Source organism: Plantactinospora sp. WMMC1484, from assembly GCF_049315195.1.
Classification (GTDB): domain Bacteria; phylum Actinomycetota; class Actinomycetes; order Mycobacteriales; family Micromonosporaceae; genus Plantactinospora.
In genome coordinates this window covers 6435616-6454500 of sequence record NZ_CP186055.1, presented here as the reverse complement: position 1 = coordinate 6454500, position 18885 = coordinate 6435616, and the positions used below count along the sequence as shown (strand labels likewise).

Below are 18885 nucleotides of genomic sequence, written 5' to 3'. Positions count from 1 at the left end.
CAGCCGGTCCGGCGACACCCGCCGACCACGTCCGCGCTGGTGGTTGTCGCGGCGAACATCGAATCGGCGAAAGGGAGCGCGACCGTGCGGGAGATAGTGGGGGAAAGCCTGGCCAAGCGGCTGGTCGAGTGGGGCGTCGACACGGTGTTCGGACTGCCGGGCGACGGCATCAACGGGCTGATGGAGGGCTTCCGCCGGCAACGGGAGAAGCTCCGGTTCGTCCTCGTGCACCACGAGGAGGCGGCGGCCTTCATGGCCGCCGGCTACGCCAAGGCCACCGGGCGGATCGGAGTCTGCGTGGCGACCTCCGGGCCCGGCGCCATCCACCTGCTCAACGGCCTCTACGACGCGAAGCTCGACCACGCGCCCGTGCTGGCCATCACCGGCATGCAGGAGACGGCGATGCTGGGCACGCACTACCAGCAGGAGGTGCACGTCGACCGGCTCTACTCGGACGTGGCCGACTACAACCTGATGGTGACCAACCCGCAGCAGATGCCGGCGGTCGTCGACCTCGCGATCCGCAACGCGCTGAGCAAGCGCACCGTGTCGCACCTGACCTTCCCGAACGACATCCAGGTGGCCGAGATCGACGAGGACCCATACCGGCACGTCGGTCCCGGTATGCCGCCGGTCAGCCTGCCGAACGTGGCGCTGCCGCCGCTGCCGCCCGAGGCGGAGCAGTTGCGCCGGGCGGCCGAGGTGCTGGGCGCCGCCCGCAAGCCGGCCATCCTGGTCGGGGTGGGCGCGCTGCACGCCCGGGACGAGGTGATCGCGCTCGCCGACCGGCTCGGCGCCCCGGTGGTCAAGACCCTGCCCGGCAAGGCCGTCGTGCCCGATGACCACCCGCTGACCACGGGTGGGCTCGGGCTGCTCGGCACCAGACCGAGCGAGGAACTGATGGAGGAGTGCGACACGCTACTGATGGTCGGCACCTCCTTCCCGTACGGGAAGTTCCTGCCGCAGGCGGGCAAGGTGCGGGTGGTCCAGATCGACGCCGACCCCTCGCTGCTCGGGCTCCGCCTGCCGGTCGAGGCGCCGGTCGCCGCGGACGCCAAGCTCGCCCTGCAGGGGCTGCTGCCGATGGTCTCCGCAGGTGACCGGAGCTTCCTGGAGAAGTACCAGCGGGCGATGGCGGACTGGCGGCAGAACATGACCGCGCTCCAGGACGCCGACCGGGACCCCATCGCCCCGCAGTACCTCGCCGGCTGCATCGACCGGTTCGCCGCCGACGACGCCATCCTCACCTGTGACTCCGGCACCATCGCCACCTGGGCGGCCCGGCACTGGACGATCCGCGGCGACCGCCAGTTCTATCTGTCGGGGAACCTGGCGACGATGGCACCCGGCCTGCCGTACGCGATCGCGATGCAGCACGCCTTTCCTGGGCGGCAGGTGATCGCCTTCGTCGGGGACGGCGGCTTCGCCATGCTGATGGCCGAGTTTCTCACCGCCGTGCGGCACGAGCTGCCGATCAAGGTCGTCATCAACAACAACAACTCCTACGGGCAGATCCTGTGGGAGCAGATCGTGCTCGGCTATCCGGAGTACGCGGTCCGGCACCGCGAACCGGAGGCCGACTTCTCCGCCTGGGCACGCGCCTGCGGGGCGTACGGGATGAAGGTCAAGGATCCCGGCGACGTGGCCGGCGTGCTCGAGGAGGCCCTGGCGCACCCGGGCCCGGCGCTGGTGGACTGCGACGTCAACCCGCACGAGCCGCCGATGCCCGGCAAGGTCAACTACGAGCAGGCCAAGCACTTCACGGAGGCGTTCCTGCGCGGGCAGCCGCACAAGGCCGCCACCCTCGCGACGGTAGCCCGCGACAAGATCAACCAGCTCCGCTCATGACCCGGACCCGACTACCCGACCCGGTGCGGGTGCGTGCGCCGGGAGACGTTCCCGAGGTCGACGCGGCGGCGTTGGAACGCGACCTGGCTGCCGAGGTCGACGGGGAGGTGCGCTTCGACGCCGGCTCGCGCGGGGCGTACTCGACGGACAGTTCGAACTACCGGCAGGTGCCGATCGGTGTGGTGCTGCCCCGCACCGTGGAGGCGGCCGTCGCCGCGGTGCGGGTCTGCCGGCGGCACGGTGCCCCGATCACCTCCCGGGGCGGTGGCACGAGCCTGGCCGGCCAGTCCACCAACACAGGAGTGATCATCGACTGGTCGAAGTACTGCCACCGGCTGGTGGCGGTCGACACCGACCGGCGTACCTGCGTGGTCGAGCCCGGCATCGTGCTGGACACCCTCAACGACGAGCTGAAGGAGACCGGCCTGGAGTTCGGGCCGGCGCCGGCCACCCACAACCACTGCACCCTGGGCGGCATGATCGGCAACAACTCCTGCGGGGCCACCGCCCAGCGCGCCGGCAAGGTGGTCGACAACGTCGTCGAGCTGGAGGTGCTGCTCTACGACGGCACCCGGATGTGGGTCGGCGCGACCTCCGACGAGGAGTACGCCCGGATCCAGACGGAGGGGGGTCGCAGGGCCGAGGTATACCGGCAGTTGCGTGCGCTCCGCGACGCGCAGGCGGCGGAGATCCGTACCCGCTATCCCGACATCCCGCGCCGGGTCTCCGGTTACAACCTCGACAGTCTCCTGCCGGAGCAGGGTTTCCACGTCGGTCGGGCCCTGGTCGGCAGCGAGGGCACCTGCGTCGTGGTGCTGCGCGCCCGGCTGAGGCTGGTGCCGGTCGTGCCGGCCCGTACCCTGGTGGTGCTGGCATATCCGGACATCGCCGTCGCCGCCGACGCCGTGCCGGAGATCCTGCCGCACCGGCCGATCGCCCTGGAGGGCATCGACCGGGCGCTGATCGGCTTCCAGCAGCGCAAGCACCTCAACCCGGATGCGCTGACGCTGCTGCCCGAAGGGGGCGCCTACCTGCTGGTGCAACTGGGCGGCGGCCGGCGGGAGGAGGCCACGGCGGCCGCCGACGGGCTGCTGCGGGCACTGGGCAAGCGGCGTGACGACCCCGGCGTGGGCTACTTCGACGACCCGGAGCAGCAGAAGCAGCTCTGGCTGATCCGGGAGTCCGGGCTCGGCGCCACCGCCCGGGTCCCAGGGCTGCCGGACACCTGGACCGGCTGGGAGGACTCCGCCGTCGCCCCGGCCCGGCTCGGCGAGTACCTGCGCGACCTGCGCGGGCTCCTCCGTGAGTACGGCTACGGGCAGGCGTCGCTCTACGGGCACTTCGGGCAGGGCTGCGTGCACACCCGGATCCCGTGCGACCTGGTCAACCCGGACGGGGTCCGGGACTACCGTTCCTTCCTGGAACGCGCCGCCGACCTGGTGACCCGGTACGGCGGATCGTTCTCCGGCGAGCACGGCGACGGGCAGGCCCGGGGCGAGCTGCTGCCGAAGATGTTCGGTGAGCGGCTGGTCGACGCCTTCGCCCAGTTCAAGGGGATTTTCGATCCGGACGACCGGATGAACCCGGGCAAGGTCTCTGCGCCCGACCCGCTCGACAGCCACCTGCGGCTCGGTGTCGACTACGACCACGGCGACGTGGCCACCCACTTCGGCTATCCGCACGACTCGGGCAGCTTCAGCCGGGCCGTGCTGCGCTGCGTCGGGGTGGGCAAGTGCCGCCGGGAGGGCGGCGGGGTGATGTGTCCCTCCTACATGGTCACCAGGGAGGAGGAGCACTCCACCCGCGGCCGGGCCAGGCTGCTCTTCGAGATGCTCGACGGCACCGCCCGGGGCGGGCCGATCGCCGACGGCTGGCGCTCCGACGCGGTCCTGGACGCGCTCGACCTCTGCCTGGCCTGCAAGGGGTGCAAGGCCGACTGCCCGGTCAACGTCGACATGGCGACCTACAAGGCGGAGTTCCTGGCGCAGCACTACGCCGGGCGGCTGCGCCCCCGGGCCCACTACTCGATGGGCTGGCTGCCGCTGGCCGCCGCGCTGGTGGCCCGGACCTCACCCCGGCTGGTGAACGCGTTCGCCCGGGCGCCGGGGCTGGGCTGGCTGGCCAAGAAGGCCGCCGGGGTCGACCCGCGCCGGCAGGTGCCGCTCTTCGCGCCGACGAGCTTCCAGCAGTGGTTCGCCGGCCGCACCCCGGGCGGCACCGGCGAGCGCGGCGAGGTGGTGCTCTGGCCGGACACCTTCACCAACCATCTGGAGCCGGGCGTCGCGCGGGCCGCGGTGGAGGTGCTGGAGCAGGCCGGCTGGCGCGTACGGGTGCCGGAACGTCCGGTCTGCTGCGGCCTGACCTGGATCTCCACCGGCCAGCTCGACGTGGCCAAGCGGGTGCTCATGCGTACCGTCGAGACCCTCCGACCGCACCTGCGGGCCGGCACTCTGGTGCTCGGCCTCGAACCCAGCTGCACGGCGGTGTTCCGCGCCGACGCCGAGGAGCTCTTTCCGCACGACCCGGACGTCGAACGGCTGCGCCGGCAGACCGTCACCCTCGCCGAGCTGCTCGGCACGCACAGCCCCGGCTGGAAGGCACCCCGGCTGGCCCGGACCGCACACGTGCAGCGGCACTGTCACCAGCACGCGGTTCTGGGCTTCGACGCCGACGCCGCGCTGCTCGCCGGTGCCGGCGTCGACGTCGACGTGCTGGACTCCGGGTGCTGCGGGCTCGCCGGCAACTTCGGCTTCGAGCAGGGACACTACGAGGTCTCGACGGACTGTGCCGAGCGGGTCCTGCTGCCCGCCGTACGTGACGCCGGCCGGGCGGACGTCGTGCTGGCCGACGGGTTCAGTTGCCGTACCCAGATCGCCCAGGGCGATGCAAACGGGCGGGGCGCCGTACACCTGGCCGAACTGCTGCGCGCCGCGCTGCGCGGCGACGACGGCCGGGAGGAGCCCGAGCGGTGCTGGGCCGACCGGCCGGAGCAGCCGTCCCGGGCGGCGCGGGTGGCGGCGACCGCGGGTGCGGCCGGCGGTCTCGTCGCCACGGCGCTGGGCGTGGCGGTCTGGGCCGGCCGGCGGATGCGGCGGTGAGCGCTTGGGCGCCGCGCCGTCGCACGGACATCCTGTCCGGACAGGTGCCGGCGGCGGGCGGGACCGCGCAGCGGTGGCGGGTGATGTGAGGGTGCTGCCGCACGGTTCACAGTCGGGCGGCGGGCATGGTCCGGAGTCGGGCGGCGGGCATGGTCCGGAGCCGGGCGGCGGGCGGCGGGACGCGGGCGGCCGGCGGCACGGCGACGACGGGCACGGCGGCCTCACGCGGTCGCTGCGACACCGGGTGCGGTCCGGCGGGCGGGTCACGGTCCAGCTTGGCGACCGGGCGGTACGCCGGTCGCTCCGGCACCGGATCCACGGTCTCGCCGCCGAGGCCAGCTTCTGGACCATGCTCTCGATGCCGCCGCTGCTGCTCGCCCTGCTCGGACTGATCGGCCAGCTTGAGGGTCTGCTCGGACCCGGCACCACCGAGCAGGTCGCGACCGCGATCCTGCGCTGGGCGGGCGGCGTCTTCACCGACCAGACGATGGATACGGTGATCAGACCGCTGGTGGAGAGCACGCTCCGGGAGGGGGACTCCGGCGTCGTCTCCGTGGGGTTGATCCTCGCGCTCTGGAGCGGTTCGGCGGCGCTGAGCAACTACGTCACCGCCATCACCCTGGCGTACGGGATGGACGGTCTGCGCAGCTTCTGGCGTACCCGGCTGCTGAGCCTGGCCCTGTATCTGGCCGCGCTGGTGATCGGGGTGATCCTGCTGCCGCTGCTCGTGCTCGGGCCCGAGCTGCTGGAGCGGCTGCTGGCCCGGCTGCCCGGTCCGGATCTGGGCTGGCTCGTCCCGGTGGCGTACTGGCCGGTGGTCCTGGCGCTGTCGATCGCCGCGCTCACCTCGCTCTACCACGTCGCGGTGCCGACCCGGACCCGCTGGCGCAGGGACCTGCCGGGAGCCGTCCTCGCGTTGCTGATCTGGGTGGCGGGCAGCGCGGCGCTGCGCGGCTACCTCGCGTCGAGCCTGCGCACCGACACCGGCCCGGCCTCGGCGCCAATCGCGGTTCTGATCTTCTTCTTCGTCACGGCCCTGGCGGTGCTGATCGGGGCGGAGGTCAACGCGGCGATCGACGCCCGCTGGCCCGACCGGTCCACCCAGGAGGGCCGCCGGGACGCCCGCGACCGCCGCCGCGACGCCCGTGAGCGGCACCGGGAGCCGGAGACCGCCGAGGACGAGCCGGAAGCCGCAGCAGACGAGCCGGAAGCCGCAGCAGACGGGCCGAAAGCCGCAGGAGACACGAGAGAATGACCGCAGAGCACTGGCCGTTACCGCTCTCCGCGCTCGCGCTGGCCGGCGCCCTCGTCGCGATCGTGCTGATCGGACGCCCGCTGGCCAGGACCGCAGACGAACTCGCCGACCGCACCGGGCTCGGCGAGGCGGTCGCGGGTGGACTGCTGCTCGGAGCCGTGACATCGCTGCCCGGCATCGGGACCATCGTGACCGGCGGCCTGCGCGGCGATGCCGAGTTCACCCTGGCGAACCCGATCGGCGGCATAGCGGTGCAGTCCGTCTGGCTGGCCATAGCCGACCTGCTCTACCGGCGGGCGAACCTGGAACACGCGGCGGCCTCGCTGGAGAACATCATGCAGGCGCTGGTGATGATCGCCCTGCTGAGCCTGCCGGTGATCGCGTACGCCACGCCCGACCTGCGACTGCTCTGGGTCCATCCCGCCAGCCTGCTGATCCCGCTCTTCTACGGCTACGGTCTGGTGCTGATCCGGCGCCTGCGACGTGAACCGATGTGGCAGGCCAAGAAGACGGCCGACACGCGGCAGGACTCGCCCGACACCACGGTGCGGACCCGGACACCGGTGCTGTGGTGGCGGCTGGCGGGGCTCGCCGTCGTGGTGGCGGCCACCGGCTACGTGATCGGCGAGGCGGGGCTGGGCATCGTCGCCGGAACGGGCCTGCCGAGCGGGCTCGTCGGGTTCACCCTGACCACCATCGTGACCTCCGCGCCGGAACTGATCACGCTGCTGGCAGCCGTGCGCATCGGCGCCATCACGCTCGGCGTGGGAAACATCCTCGGCGGCAACATCTTCGATTCCCTCATGCTCCCACTGGCTGACGCCGCCTACCGGCCCGGGCCGATCTACGCCGCCGCCGGGCCGGCCGGCCTGCTGCTCACCGGTGCCACCCTGCTGATCACGGCGACGCTCTGCGCCGGTTTGATCCTCCGGGAACGCCGTGGGGTCGGCTTCGAGGGCGTGGCGATCCCCGCCATCTACGCGGCGGCGGTCGCCCTGCTCTTCACCCTCGGCTGAAGCCGGGCGGCGGGCAGGAACCGGACCCTCCATGGTGGATGCCGCGCCGGGCCGTCGGCGTGCGGGTGCGGCGGTGACCGACCGGGTGGCCGTGCTGGCAGGGCTGGCGCTGACCGCCGCGACGGCTCCCTCTACGGTAAGGGGGAGGGCGGGAGCTCGGGCGGCTGCTGCTCGGCCCTGGGCGAGCGGATCACCGACGCCGTGGGCTCGTCGGCGACGAGTACGTCGGCCCGGTAGACGCCCTCCCGGTAGGCCACCCGGCCGATGGCCTGGGCCACGGCCGGCGCCGTCAGGAGTTGGAACGCCGCGACCAGCAGCAGTGCTGCGGCGGCCACCCCGCCGACCTGCGCCGCGGCGCCGCAGAGCAGCAGCAGGAGGCCGGCGGTCTGTGCCTTGGCCGCCGCGTGGAGGCGGGTCAGCAGGTCGGGGAACGCCACCAGGCCGACCGCACCGAGCAGGCACAGCACCGCACCTGCGGGCAGCAGGACGGCGGAAGCCCAGTCGGCGGGACTCATCGGGCGTCCTGCCCCACGAACCGTACCGCCAGCAGCGTGCCGGTGAAGCCGAGCAGGCTGACCACCAGCAGCACGGCGAGTGCCTCGACCGAGCCACGGCGGGCCGCGTCGACCGCGAGGCCACCCGCCAGCAGCACGGAGAGCACGTCCGCGGCGAGTATCCGGTCCAGCGCCGAGGGACCGCGCAGCAGCCGTACCGTCACCAGCAGGGCCGCTGTGGCCAGCAGTGCGAGGGTGATCGTGAAGATCACGGTCATCGGTCAGCCTCCTCGTTGCCGTGCCGGCGGAGCAGTCCCCGGTCCTCGGCCGTGCCGAACGCCCGGACCAGCCGGTCCTCGGTCGCCCAAACCTGGTCACGCACCCGGGCTCCGGCCGCGTCCGGGGCGCTGTCGTGCCGCACCGGCACGGAGTGCACGTGCAGCAGTGACTCGTGGCGGTTGGCGTAGAGCACGACCGTCCCGGGCTGGGCGCTGACCGCCACGGCCACCATGGTCAGCACCCGGTTGGAGGTGGAGCGGAGCGGCACCACCACGGCGGCGCCGCGCAGCCGGCGCGGCCCGGTCACCGCCCACCAGCTCAGCACGGCGGCGCCGGCCGCGATGCCGCCGAGCGCGTGCAGCACCGCCCCCAGCGCTTCCGGGGACAGCCGGGACCGTTCGGACCGTCCGGGCAGCCGCGCCAGCCAGAGCACGAGCAGGGCGACCACCACCCCGCTGAGCACCGCGGCGAGGGTGATCCGCTGCCACAGCAGCACCCACACCGCGATCAGGAAGAGCCCTTCGGGTAGCCGTGAGCCCAGCCGGCCGGTCACGGCGCGACTCCCGTCCCGAGGGTCGCCGCCCGGTAGGCGGTCGGGTCGAGCAGATCGGCCGCGGCCCGGCCGGCGATCTCGGAGAGCGGGCCGGCGAGCACGGCGAGGGCGAGCCCGGCGACCAGCACGCCGGCGGTGGTCGCCGCCATCAGGGTGGCCGGCGCGGACTGGCCGGCCCGGCCCAGGCCCGGCACCGGCGGGTCGCCGGCCGGTCCGGGTTCGCCCCAGAACATCCGCATCCACACCCGGGACATCGCCAGCAGGGTGAGAAGACTGACGAACACGCCGGTCCCGACGAGGAGGTACGCCTCCGGCCGGCCGGCCGCGACGCCGGCCTGCACCAGCGCCAGCTTGGCGACGAAGCCGGAGAACGGCGGGACACCACTGACACTCAGTGCGGGTACGAGGAACAGTACCGCGATCACCGGAGCCGTGTGGCTCAGCCCGCGTACCTTGTCGAGCCGGGCGCTCCCGGCCGCCAGCCGGACCATGCCGGCGGCCATGAAGAGCGTGGCGAGCGCGACGATGTGGTGCAGCATGTAGAGGATCGCGCCGCGCAGCCCCGCCGCCGTGTCGAGCCCCAGGCCGAAGAGCAGATATCCGATGTGGCCCACCAGCACCAGCGAGAGCAGCCGGTTGAGGTCACGCTGCACCAGCGCGCCGAAGAGCCCGACCAGCAGGGTGGCCAGCGCGAACCCGAGTACCAGCCGGGACGGTGCGCCCGCCGGTGAGATGAGGGTCTGGGTACGGACCAGCGCGTAGACCGCCACCTTGGTCAGCAGCGCGGCGAAGACCGCGGTGATCGGCGCCAACGCGGTCGGATAGCTGTCCGGCAGCCACATGTGCAGCGGGACGACCGCCGCCTTGATCCCGAAGACGACGAAGAGCAGTAGCGCCAGCGAGGTCTGCAACCCCTCCGGCAGTTGTGGGAGCCGCTGGCCGAGCTGTGCCAGGCTCAGGGTGCCGGTGGCGGCGTAGCAGATCGCCACCGCCGTCACGAAGAGAATCGACGATGTCAGGCTGACCACCAGGTACGTCATGCCGGCGCGTACGCGCGGCGGCGTCGGCCCCAGCGTCATCAGCACGTAGCTGGCGGCCAGGGTCAGCTCCACGGCCACGAACAGGTTGAACAGGTCGGCGCTGAGGAAGGCGAGATTCACCCCGGCCGCCAGGCCCAGATAGCCGGGGTGGAAGACGCGCGGCTCCACCGCCTCCTGCCCGCCGGTGAGGGACCGCTCGGCCATCGCGTAGACGAGCACCGCGAGCAGGACGAGAGACGAGGTGAGCAGCAGTAACGCGGCGAGTCGGTCGGCGACCAGGGCGATGCCCAGTGGTGCGGACCAGCCGCCCGCCGCGACACCGACCGGTCCGGAGCCGTCCGCCCGCACCAGCAGCGCACCGGCGACGGCGACGTCGGCGGCGAGGATCAGCACGCTCAGCACCCGGAGCATGGCCGACCGGCCCAGTAACAGGCCGAGCCCGGCGCCGAGCAGCGGCAGCACCACCGGCAGCGGCACGAGGACCTCCCAGGGTGTGCTCACCGCGATCCCCCAGGTGGCTCGTCGCCGGCCAGCCGGCGGTCCTCGACGTCGTCGCGTACCTGGTCCTGGCCGGTGGCCCGCCAGGCCCGGTAGGCCAGCGCGAGGGCGAACGCCGTCGTACCGAAGGTGATGACGATCGCGGTCAGCGCCATGGCCTGTGGCAGCGGGTCGGCGACGGGCTCGCCGGCGCCGGGCAGCGGCAGCAGTGGCGGCGCGCCGGCCGCGCCACCGGCGAGCAGCAGGGCGATGTTGGCGGCGTGGCCGAGCAGGATGAACCCGAGCAGGATGCGCAGCAACGGGCGCTGCATCACCAGGTAGAGCCCGGCCGCGTAGAGTCCGGCCGCGACGGCCGCCAGGACCAGACTGGGCAGGCTCACCGCTCCACCTCCGGGCCGGCGGCCGGCGCCGGCTCGCCAGCGACGGCCGGGACCCGGTCCCCTGCGGAGCCGGTGTCCGGGGCGGCCGGATCGTCACCGACCTCATCGACAACGCGGCCGGGAGCGCCCGGCGGATCGCCGCGCTCGCCGATCACCGCGCCCAGCTCGTAGAGGAGGGTCACGACCAGCCCGAGTACCAGCACGGCGATGCCGGTCTCGAAGACCAGGCTGGTGTGCAGTGCCACCTCGCCGAGCAGCGGCGGGCGCAGGGTCAGGTGGGCGTTTCCCAGGAAGTCGCCGGTGCCCAGCCAGCCGGCGATGCCCGTGCCGAGTGCCAGCACCAGCCCGGCACCGAGGAAGGGGGTGGGCCGCCAGGGCCAGGCGGCCCGGAGTTCCCGTGGTCCGCCGGCGACGTACCGGAGCACGTATGCGGTGCCGGCGACCAGGCCGGCGACGAAACCGCCGCCGGGCCGTTCGTGGCCGGCGAAGAGGAGGTAGGCGGCGAAGACCAGGATCGGCGGCACAAGTATCCGGACGGTGAGTTCCAGCGCGATCGAGCGCTCGCCCAGCGGCGGCTCCCGCCGCTCCTCGGTCTCGCCGGAGCCGCCCGGTGGGTCCCGGTCCGGTCGCAACGACGCCGGGGCCACCAGGCTCGCCACGCCGATCGCCGTCACCGTGAGGACACTGATCTCACCGAGGGTGTCCAGTGCCCGGAAATCCGCCAGGAGCAGGTTGACCAGGTTGTGTCCACCGGCTTCCCGGGCGAGCTCCGGGAGGCGGTCCGACACCGCCGGCCAGCGGCGGGCGCCGGAGCCGAGGAGCAGCAGGGTGACGAAGAGGGCGGCGGCACCCCCGGCGAGGGCGGCGGCCAGCCCGGCCCGCAGGGCGCGGCGCACCGAGCGGGGCGGCCGCGGGAATGTCGCCGGCTGGCGGCGCAGCAGCAGCACCAGCATTGCCAGCGACAGCGTCTCGACCAGCAGCAGGGTCAGCGCGAGGTCCGGGGCGCCGTGCAGGGCGAAGAGCCCGGTCACCGCGTACCCGACCCCGGAGGCGAGCACCACCGCGACGAGCCGCCGCCGCGCGGCGACGACACCGGCGGCACAGGCCAGCGCCACCACGCCGAGTACCAGCTGCATGGGGTTGTCCGACCACCGGCCGGTCACCGATCCGAGCGGTCCCGCCAGCAGGCCGGCGCCGGGCACCGCGACGACCACCGCCAGGATGACCATCAGGTACGCCGGCAGCGAGCCGACCTGGATGCGCCGGGTCACCGCGCGGGCGGTCACCTGCACCAGCCAGAGGATGCGGCGCAGCACCGGCGCGGCCGGGGGCTCGTCGCCGACGGGTGGTGCCAGCCACCGGCGGGCCGCGTAGCCGGCCGCACCGGTGCCGAGCAGCAGTGCCGAGATGACCAGCGGCGGACCGAACCCGTGCCAGAGCGCCAGTTCGTACCCCGGTTCTCCGGCGACCGGAAACGCCGCCGCGTGCCCGGCTGCCAGCCGGTGCACCGGGGAGGCGAGCAGGCCGCCGGCGAGCCCGGCGAGGGCGAGTACGGCGGGCGCGGCGACCAGCGCGGCGGCGGGTCGTTTCGCGACGCGCGTCCCGCCGGTCGAGGGGTGGCCGTCGGCGGAGGAGCCGGTGTCGCGGGCGGAGCCGCCGAAGCCGCCCGCCAGCAGGCGCAGGGTGTACGCCACGGTGAGCGCCGACCCCGCCGCCACGCCGACGAGGACGACGAGATCGAGCCCGCCGCCGTGCATGAACGCCGACAGTGCCGCCTCCTTGGCGACATAGCCGAGCAGTGGGGGAAACCCGACCATCGAGGCACCGGCCAGCACCGCCGCGCCGGCCACCACGGGCAGGGCCCGGCCGGCACCGGCGAGCCGGCTGATCCGGCGTTCGCCGAGGTGCTGGTCGATGACGCCCACGGCCAGGAAGAGTGTCGCCTTGAACAGGCCGTGCGCCAGCAGCAGTGCGACCAGCGCCAGCGCGGCGACCCGGGTACCCGCCGCGGCGAGCACGGTCAGCAGGCCGAGCTGGCTGATGGTGCCGAAGGCCAACAGCCGCTTCAGGTCGTCCTGGCGCAGGGCCTGCCAGCCGCCGTAGAGCAGGCTGGCCAGACCGACCCCGACCGCGCTCCACCGCCAGGCCGGCACCGGGGCGAAGACGGGCGTCAGCCGCGCCACGAGGTAGATGCCGGCCTTCACCATCGCCGCCGCATGCAGGTAGGCGCTGACCGGCGTCGGTGCCACCATGGCGGCGGGCAGCCAACCGTGCAGGGGGACCTGCGCCGCCTTGGCGAAGGCGCCGAGCAGGATCAGCACGGCGGCGAGGGTCACCGCCGGACCGCGCGGTGGGTCGGCGACGAGCGCCGAGATCTGGTACGTGCCGGCTCGCTGGCCGAGCAGCACGAAACCCACAAGCATCGCCAGCCCGAACCCCGTGGTGACCAGGAGCGCCTGGCGGGCGGCCCGGCGCGCGGCCGGCTCGGCGTGGTGATGGCCGATGAGCAGGAACGAGCAGACGGTGGTCAGCTCCCAGAAGACGTAGAGCACCAGGAGGTTGTCGACCAGCACCAGGCCGTACATGGCGGCGGCGAACGCCACCAGCACACTCGCGCTGCGCGGGACGGCGCCGTCCCCGGCGGGAAAGTACCGGGCGGCGTACGCCAGCACGGCGGCACCGACTCCGGTCACCAGGACCGCCACCGCCAACGCGAGCGAGTCGAGCCGGAGTGCGATGACGAGTCCGAGATCAGGTGCCCAGGGCAGTTCCTGTCGCCAGGGCTGTCCAGCAACGGCACCGCCGGCGCGGCCCAGTGTCCACAACAGGGCCACGGCCAGCACCCCGGCCGCCGCGAACAGGGCGCGCGGTCCCCATCGCCGCACGGCCGCGCCGGTGGCCGGCGCGGCTAGGGCGAGCAGGACGAGGGGGCCCATCGAGAGCAGACCTACCCCCAGAGCCGTTCGGCAATCGTCCGCCTGCCGAACGCCCTCGGAACTACCGGGTCCACGGCGTGGATGCCGGGAGGCGGTCATCCACAGTGGCCGGTACGTCGCCTGGGGCGACGGCGCCCTGCGGCCACCGGACCGACCCACCCGCAGTGTGGTGTTGCCGGCAGCCCGGCGCGAGCCCGGTCCGCCCCCGAGGTGGGCGCGGTCTCGCTGGCGGTGCTCTGCCTCGTCGGCCGACGCCGGAAGGCCCGCCGTGGCGCCGGCCGGTAGCCGGTAGATGGTGGGTCGTGCGCCGGGGCCGAGCGGCCGGCGGCGAGCGCGGGGCGGCCGAGTCCGTCCCCCCGGGGCGGCCCGCGCTGAGCGGTGAGGGCCGACTCGGCTGAAGCTCCCATACCACTCACGAACAGCCACAAACACGAGCAAGTGTTATTTCTTCCCTGCAGGGTATGTCGCGCCATGCGGTACCCCTGCCGGGAAGCGTCCGTGCCGTCCGTGGGTGTCCTGGTCGAGTTGGCCGGTGGCCCGCTCGCCGGTGGTCACGTCAAGTGCTGGGAACGGTTCGCCGGGGCCGCCGCATCGATCGATCCGGCCGACCTCGGCATCGACCTCACCGTCTACCTGCTCGGACGGCGAGAGGAGGCGCGGCACCTCTCACCCGCTGTCCGGATCGTGACTCTGCGTCCGATACTCGGCAACCGGACGCTGGCCCGGCACCTCGGCGGGGTCGACGCCACGGACCTGACCCCGCACCACCCGCGCCTGGCGACCCTGCTACCCCGGCACGACGTGTGGCACCTGACCCACGCCTTCGGTTTCGCCGCCACCGCGGCCCGACTCGCGAGGCGACATCCGGACCGCCGGCTCACCGCCTCGCTGCACACCGACGTACCGGTGCTGACCACCGCCTACGTCGACCAGATCATCCGGGCGGCGGCACCGCTGGGTCCCCATCCCGCCCACCACGACGCCGGCAGCCCGCTCGCGCGGCTCGCCGGCCACCTGGCCCGGCGCCGCCGGGACCGGTTCCTGCGCCTGTGCGACACCGTACTGGTCGCCACCGAGGACGAGCGCGCCGAGATCGCCCGCCTCGTCGGCCCCGACCGGGTGGCCCTACTCGGTCGCGGCATCGACACCCGCCGATTTCCCACCGTCACGAACAGGACAGCGCCCGCCGCACCACCGCACCCCGGACGGTTCGTCGTACTCTTCGTCGGCCGGGTCGACGCCTCCAAGCGCGTCATGCTGCTCGGCGAGGCCGTACGCATGCTGCGCGCCACCGGCCGCCCCGTCGAACTCGTCGTCGCCGGCAGCGGCGCCCAGCAGGCCGCCCTGGCCCGACTGCTCGGCGAATCGGTCACCCTGCTCGGGCAGATCCCGCAGGAGGAACTCGCCGCCACCTACGCCGGCGCCGACGTACTCGCCTTCCCCTCCCGCAGCGAGACCGCCGGCAACGTCGTCGCCGAGGCCATGGCCTGCGGCCTGCCCGTCCTGCTACCGGCCGGCGCCCGCACCACCGCCTGGTTCGCCCGGCCCGGCACCGACGGCATAGCCGTCGCACCCGACACGCCCGCGGGCTGGGCCACCGAACTCGCCCGGCTCATCGACGATCCCGCGCGCCACCGCGCCGTCGCCGCCGAGGCCGCGCACACCTCCCGCACCCGGCACCGCACCTGGCAGCAGGTCCTCGCCGAGGATCTGCTGCCCGTCTGGACGACCCGGACCAGACGCCCCGCCACCCCGTCCGGTCAGCTGCGGCACACCGGCTGACCCGCCCGTTCACCCCGGGGCGGGGCCGGCGTGCTCGGCGGACCCGGGACGGGCGGCCTTCTCCCGCTCGTGCAACGCGGCGAGCCTGGGCGAGGTGTCCAGCAGCACGATCCCGGCGAGCAGCAGCAGTACACCCGCGCCGGCGGCGGTGCCGGCCAGCCAGCCGGTCCGCACCGACTCCCCGAACAGCGCGACGCCGATGACCACGGCAACCGCCGGTTCCACCGCGTCGATGACCGGCGCACTCGCGGCGAGCGGGCCGGCCTGGTAGGCGCTCTGGATCAGGAGCAGGCCGCCAATGCTGGCCACCACCAACAGGTACGTCTGCCACGCGCCGAACAGCGCGCCCGCCCCCTCGCCGATCCGGTGCACGGTGATGTCCAGCAGGGCGGACTGGGTTCCCATGGTCAGGCCGGCCGCGAGCGCGATCAACGAGGCTTTGGGGCTGCCGGAGACGGTCCGGGCCCCGGCCAGCGCCCCGGCGGCCAGGGCGGCGACGATCCCGATGGTCAGCAGCCAGCCGCCGGTGGTCGCCATCGGTGCCCCACCGCGCGGTCTGGCGGCGGCGAGCGCCACAGCCAGTCCCACCGCCACGGCGATCCCTCCCGACCACTCCCGCACGCCGATGCGGCAGCCCCGCAACCGGGCCGCCAGCGGGATCGCGAAGACGAGTTCGGTGGTGATCAGCGGCTGTACCAGGATCAGCGGGCCATGGGCGAGGGCCAGCATCTGGAAGCCGTACGAAAGCACGGCGAAACCGAGCCCGACGAGCCACAGCCTGCGTCGGGCCAGCGCCAGCAGCAGGCGGAGCCGCATCCCCTCCTCACTCGGCCGGGCGCTGGCCTCGTGCTGTTGCAGGACCCCGGCGAGCGCGAAGCACGCTCCGGCCGCCAGCGATGCGGCGATGGCGATGAGCACCGTCGGATATTCCCGGCGAGCCGGCCGGCAATCCTCGCCGGGTTTGGCCCCCGGGGCGGCCGGGTAGCCTCGCTGGTGGCCTACCTTCTGGCGCTCGTCGCGGCGGCGCTGTTCGGTGTGGGCGCCAGCGTGCAGCAGCGGGTCGCCGCAGAGGCGCCGGACGAGAGCGTCCTGCACCTGTCGCTGCTCTGGTATCTCGTCCGGCAGCCGCTGTGGCTGGTGGGTGTGGCCACCGCCCTGATCGGCAACCTCTTCGCCGGCTCGGCACTCGGCATGGGCGGGGTGGCGCTGGTGCAACCGCTGCTCGTGGCCAGGCTGATCTTCGCGTTGCCGCTCGCCGCCCGGTGGAACCGGCGCTCGCTGCACCGGCGTGAGTGGCTCGGCGCAGTGGCCGTGATCGCCGGTCTCGCCGCCTTCATGGTGGCCGGTCGGCCGAGTCCCGGCGAGAACGGGGTGGACAGCGACGGGTCCGTGCCACGCTGGCTGCTCACCGGCGGCACCGTCGCGGCGATCACGGCAGGACTCGTCCTGATCGCCCGCCGGCTGCGGCCAAACAGCGAGGCGCCGGTGCTGGGTGCGGGCGCGGGCATGCTCTTCGCCCTCCAGTCGGGCCTCACCAGCATGGCCGTCAGCCGGTTCGGCCGGGACGGGCTGCTCGCGTTGCTCACCACCTGGCCGACGTACGCGGTGGTGGGCACCGCGGTGGCCGGCACCCTGCTCGCGCAGAGCGCCTACAAGCTCGCGCCGCTGCCGGCGTCGTATCCGCCGCTCGCCGCCACCGAGCCCCTGGCCGGGATCGCCATCGGACTGAGCCTGCTCGGCGGCACCCTGGTGGTGACCCCGGCGGCGGTGGCGGTGCAGGCGCTCGGCCTGGCCGTGATGACCGTCGGCGTGTTCGTGCTGGCCTCCTCCTCGTTGGTGACGGGGGCACACCACACGACGGGCCGGCCGACCCCGGACGACGCGACCGTGGAGGCGCACCAGGAGGAGCGCCGGTCGGGGTCGTAGCCGGGCCGGACCCGTTGCCGGCCGCGGACGTCAGGTGGCTTCCACCGGCACGGACGCCGCCGGTCCCCGGTCACGGCCGGCCGGACGGGATCAGGAGCCGCCTACCCGGAGGTGTCGCCCAGCCGGGCGAGTCGCCGATTGAGATAGCGCTGCTCCGGCAGGCTCGCGGCCAACCGCGCGGCCCGGCGGTAGTGCTCCGCCGCGGCCTCCGGCTCGCCGGCACGTTCGAGCAGGTGAGCGCGGACGGCGTGCAGCCGGTGGTGCCGCGCCATGGCGGGGTCGGCCAGTAGCGGATCGAGCACGGCCAGGCCGGTCGTCGCTCCGTGGGCCATGGCGATGGCGATGGCGTGGTTGAGCGTCACGGTCGGGCCGGGAGCGACCCGGCTCAGCATGTCGTAGAGGATGCTGATCTGTAGCCAGTCGGTCTCCTCGTAACCGCCGGCCTCGGCATGGACGGCGGCGATCGCGGCCTGGAGTTGGTAGCGGCCCACGTGGCCCCGGGGAAGGGTCCGTTCGAGCAGCGTGACGCCCTCCGCGATCAGTTCGGGTCGCCAGAGCGAGCGGTCCTGCTCGGCCAGGGGCACGAGTTCGCCGTCGGGGTCGGTCCGGGCCGGCGACCGTGCGTGGGTGAGCAGCATCAGCGCCAGGGCACCGGTCACCTCGTCGTGGTCGGGCAGCGCGGCGTGCACCTGGCGGGTGAGCCGGATCGCCTCCTCGGCGAGCGTGACGTCGACCAGCGACTCGCCGGAGGTCCGCGTGTAGCCTTCGGTGAAGATCAGGTGACACACGTCGAGGACGGCGGCGACCCGGGCCGGCAGCTCCCGCTCGCCGGGCATCGCGAACCGCGCGCCCGCCTCCCGCAGCGACGCCCGGGCCCGGCTCAGGCGCTGGCTCATCGTGCGAGCCGGCACCAGGTATGCCGCCGCGATCTGCTCCACGCTCAGGCCGGCCACCGCGCGCAGGCTCAGCGCCACCTGTGACGGCCGGCTCAGGACCGGGTGGCAGCAGAGGAGGAAGAGCCGGAGGGTGTCGTCCACCTCGGGTTCCGACGCCTCGTCGGCGGCCGGGGCGACGCCGGCATGACCCGGCCGGCGTGCGGCGTCCAGCGACTCCCGGCGGGTGCGGGCCGAGTCCGCGCGGACCCGGTCGATCAGGCGCCGCGACGCGACCCGGATCAGCCACGCCCGCGGGTCGTCCGGTAGCCCGGTGCGCCACTGCGCGGCGGCGGCCTCCGCGGCGTCCTGGACCGCGTCGTCGCAGTCGCCCAGATCGCCGTACCTGCGCAGCAGCGCGGCGCGGACGTGTGGCGCCTCCCGACGCCACACGTCCGCGAGGCTCGGCCGCCCCGGGCCGGCGGGACCGCTACTGATCGTCGCCGCCGGGCCACATCAGCGGTCGCAGTTCGACCGTCTCGTCCGGGCCGGCGAAGCGGGCGGCGACCTCTTCCGCGCGGGCCTGGCTCTCGACGTCGACGAGGAAGAAGCCGGCGAGGTGTTCCTTCGCCTCCGAGTACGGGCCGTCGCTGGCCAGTGGGGCGCCGTCCCGCCACCGGTACAGCCGGGCGGCGGCCGGGTCGCCGAGTGCCTCGCCGCCGACCAACTCGCCGTTGGTGTGGAGTTCGGACATCACCTGCTCGAACTCCTCGCCCAGCCGCTTGCGCGTCTCGGCGGGGAGCGCCTGGTGCGCGGCGAGGTAGTCGCTGGTGGGATGCCCCCACGGCTGTGGGTTCGAGTGGATCATGATTACGTACTTCATCGGGATCACCCTCGGTCGGACGACG

At 73.8% G+C, this 18885-nt stretch carries 15 protein-coding genes; 6 read left to right on the top strand and 9 right to left on the bottom strand.

Annotated features, from left to right (window positions below; genetic code table 11):
* Window positions 1-84 precede the first annotated feature (84 nt).
* The 4 genes from ACN28C_RS27730 to ACN28C_RS27715 all read left to right on the top strand — a co-directional run bounded on the left by ACN28C_RS27730 (window position 85) and on the right by ACN28C_RS27715 (window position 7217).
* A complete protein-coding gene (locus ACN28C_RS27730; protein WP_422770457.1) occupies window positions 85-1848 on the top strand; it encodes a thiamine pyrophosphate-dependent enzyme in 1764 nt (587 codons plus the stop codon).
* The gene (locus ACN28C_RS27725; RefSeq protein ID WP_422770456.1) at window positions 1845-4946 is read left to right on the top strand and encodes an FAD-binding and (Fe-S)-binding domain-containing protein; all 3102 of its coding nucleotides are present in this window, start codon (window positions 1845-1847) and stop codon (window positions 4944-4946) included. The genes ACN28C_RS27730 and ACN28C_RS27725 overlap by 4 nt, the downstream gene beginning before the upstream one ends.
* A 73-nt stretch (window positions 4947-5019) precedes the next feature.
* Window positions 5020-6201 carry a YihY/virulence factor BrkB family protein gene (locus tag ACN28C_RS27720; RefSeq protein WP_422770455.1) on the top strand — a complete coding sequence of 394 codons (1182 nt, stop codon included), beginning with the start codon at window positions 5020-5022 and terminating at the stop codon, window positions 6199-6201.
* Window positions 6198-7217, top strand: a complete 1020-nt coding sequence (locus tag ACN28C_RS27715; protein WP_422770454.1) for a sodium:calcium antiporter — start codon at window positions 6198-6200, stop codon at window positions 7215-7217. The genes ACN28C_RS27720 and ACN28C_RS27715 overlap by 4 nt, the downstream gene beginning before the upstream one ends.
* A 131-nt stretch (window positions 7218-7348) precedes the next feature.
* Here ACN28C_RS27715 and mnhG read toward each other — a convergent pair whose 3' ends face one another.
* Genes mnhG through mbhE form a run of 6 tightly spaced genes read right to left on the bottom strand, consistent with a single transcriptional unit; the run spans window position 7349 to window position 13397 of the window.
* Complete coding sequence (gene mnhG / locus ACN28C_RS27710) at window positions 7349-7732, bottom strand: monovalent cation/H(+) antiporter subunit G (RefSeq protein WP_422770453.1); 384 nt, start codon at window positions 7730-7732, stop codon at window positions 7349-7351.
* Window positions 7729-7989: a monovalent cation/H+ antiporter complex subunit F gene (locus tag ACN28C_RS27705; RefSeq protein ID WP_422770452.1), complete on the bottom strand. Its 261-nt coding sequence runs from the start codon at window positions 7987-7989 to the stop codon at window positions 7729-7731. The genes mnhG and ACN28C_RS27705 overlap by 4 nt, the downstream gene beginning before the upstream one ends.
* On the bottom strand, window positions 7986-8543 hold the full coding sequence (locus tag ACN28C_RS27700) for a Na+/H+ antiporter subunit E (protein ID WP_422770451.1): 558 nt from the start codon (window positions 8541-8543) through the stop codon (window positions 7986-7988). Before ACN28C_RS27700 ends, ACN28C_RS27705 begins: the two co-directional genes overlap by 4 nt.
* Window positions 8540-10084 carry a proton-conducting transporter membrane subunit gene (locus ACN28C_RS27695; protein ID WP_422770450.1) on the bottom strand — a complete coding sequence of 515 codons (1545 nt, stop codon included), beginning with the start codon at window positions 10082-10084 and terminating at the stop codon, window positions 8540-8542. Before ACN28C_RS27695 ends, ACN28C_RS27700 begins: the two co-directional genes overlap by 4 nt.
* Window positions 10081-10461, bottom strand: a complete 381-nt coding sequence (locus tag ACN28C_RS27690; RefSeq protein WP_422770449.1) for a Na(+)/H(+) antiporter subunit C — start codon at window positions 10459-10461, stop codon at window positions 10081-10083. The genes ACN28C_RS27695 and ACN28C_RS27690 overlap by 4 nt, the downstream gene beginning before the upstream one ends.
* Window positions 10458-13397: a hydrogen gas-evolving membrane-bound hydrogenase subunit E gene (gene mbhE, locus ACN28C_RS27685; RefSeq protein ID WP_422770448.1), complete on the bottom strand. Its 2940-nt coding sequence runs from the start codon at window positions 13395-13397 to the stop codon at window positions 10458-10460. Before mbhE ends, ACN28C_RS27690 begins: the two co-directional genes overlap by 4 nt.
* A 498-nt stretch (window positions 13398-13895) precedes the next feature.
* On the opposite strand from mbhE, the gene ACN28C_RS27680 reads away from it, so the two are divergent.
* Window positions 13896-15179: a glycosyltransferase gene (locus ACN28C_RS27680; protein ID WP_422770447.1), complete on the top strand. Its 1284-nt coding sequence runs from the start codon at window positions 13896-13898 to the stop codon at window positions 15177-15179.
* Window positions 15180-15188: 9 nt separating this feature from the next.
* Here the strand turns inward: ACN28C_RS27680 and ACN28C_RS27675 are convergent, their stop codons facing one another.
* Window positions 15189-16097, bottom strand: coding sequence for a DMT family transporter (locus ACN28C_RS27675; protein WP_422770446.1), 909 nt, complete (start codon window positions 16095-16097; stop codon window positions 15189-15191).
* A gap of 75 nt (window positions 16098-16172) precedes the next feature.
* Here ACN28C_RS27675 and ACN28C_RS27670 point away from each other — a divergent pair, with 75 nt between their 5' ends.
* Window positions 16173-17105 carry a DMT family transporter gene (locus ACN28C_RS27670; protein ID WP_422770445.1) on the top strand — a complete coding sequence of 311 codons (933 nt, stop codon included), beginning with the start codon at window positions 16173-16175 and terminating at the stop codon, window positions 17103-17105.
* 101 nt (window positions 17106-17206) lie between these two features.
* On the opposite strand, the gene ACN28C_RS27665 is transcribed toward ACN28C_RS27670, so the two are convergent.
* Complete coding sequence (locus ACN28C_RS27665; protein ID WP_422770444.1) at window positions 17207-18430, bottom strand: RNA polymerase sigma factor; 1224 nt, start codon at window positions 18428-18430, stop codon at window positions 17207-17209.
* A 37-nt stretch (window positions 18431-18467) separates the two neighbouring features.
* Window positions 18468-18860: a YciI family protein gene (locus ACN28C_RS27660; protein WP_422770443.1), complete on the bottom strand. Its 393-nt coding sequence runs from the start codon at window positions 18858-18860 to the stop codon at window positions 18468-18470.
* Window positions 18861-18885: the final 25 nt, after the last annotated feature.

What these genes read in the sequence shown, in the direction of transcription:
- ACN28C_RS27725 (WP_422770456.1), top strand. Translation starts at nt 1,845, where the DNA reads ATGACCCGGACCCGACTACCCGACCCGGTGCGGGTGCGTGCGCCGGGA.
- ACN28C_RS27660 (WP_422770443.1), bottom strand. Translation starts at nt 18,860, where the DNA reads ATGAAGTACGTAATCATGATCCACTCGAACCCACAGCCGTGGGGGCAT.
- ACN28C_RS27705 (WP_422770452.1), bottom strand. Translation starts at nt 7,989, where the DNA reads ATGACCGTGATCTTCACGATCACCCTCGCACTGCTGGCCACAGCGGCC.
- mnhG (WP_422770453.1), bottom strand. Translation starts at nt 7,732, where the DNA reads ATGAGTCCCGCCGACTGGGCTTCCGCCGTCCTGCTGCCCGCAGGTGCG.
- mbhE (WP_422770448.1), bottom strand. Translation starts at nt 13,397, where the DNA reads ATGGGCCCCCTCGTCCTGCTCGCCCTAGCCGCGCCGGCCACCGGCGCG.
- ACN28C_RS27715 (WP_422770454.1), top strand. Translation starts at nt 6,198, where the DNA reads ATGACCGCAGAGCACTGGCCGTTACCGCTCTCCGCGCTCGCGCTGGCC.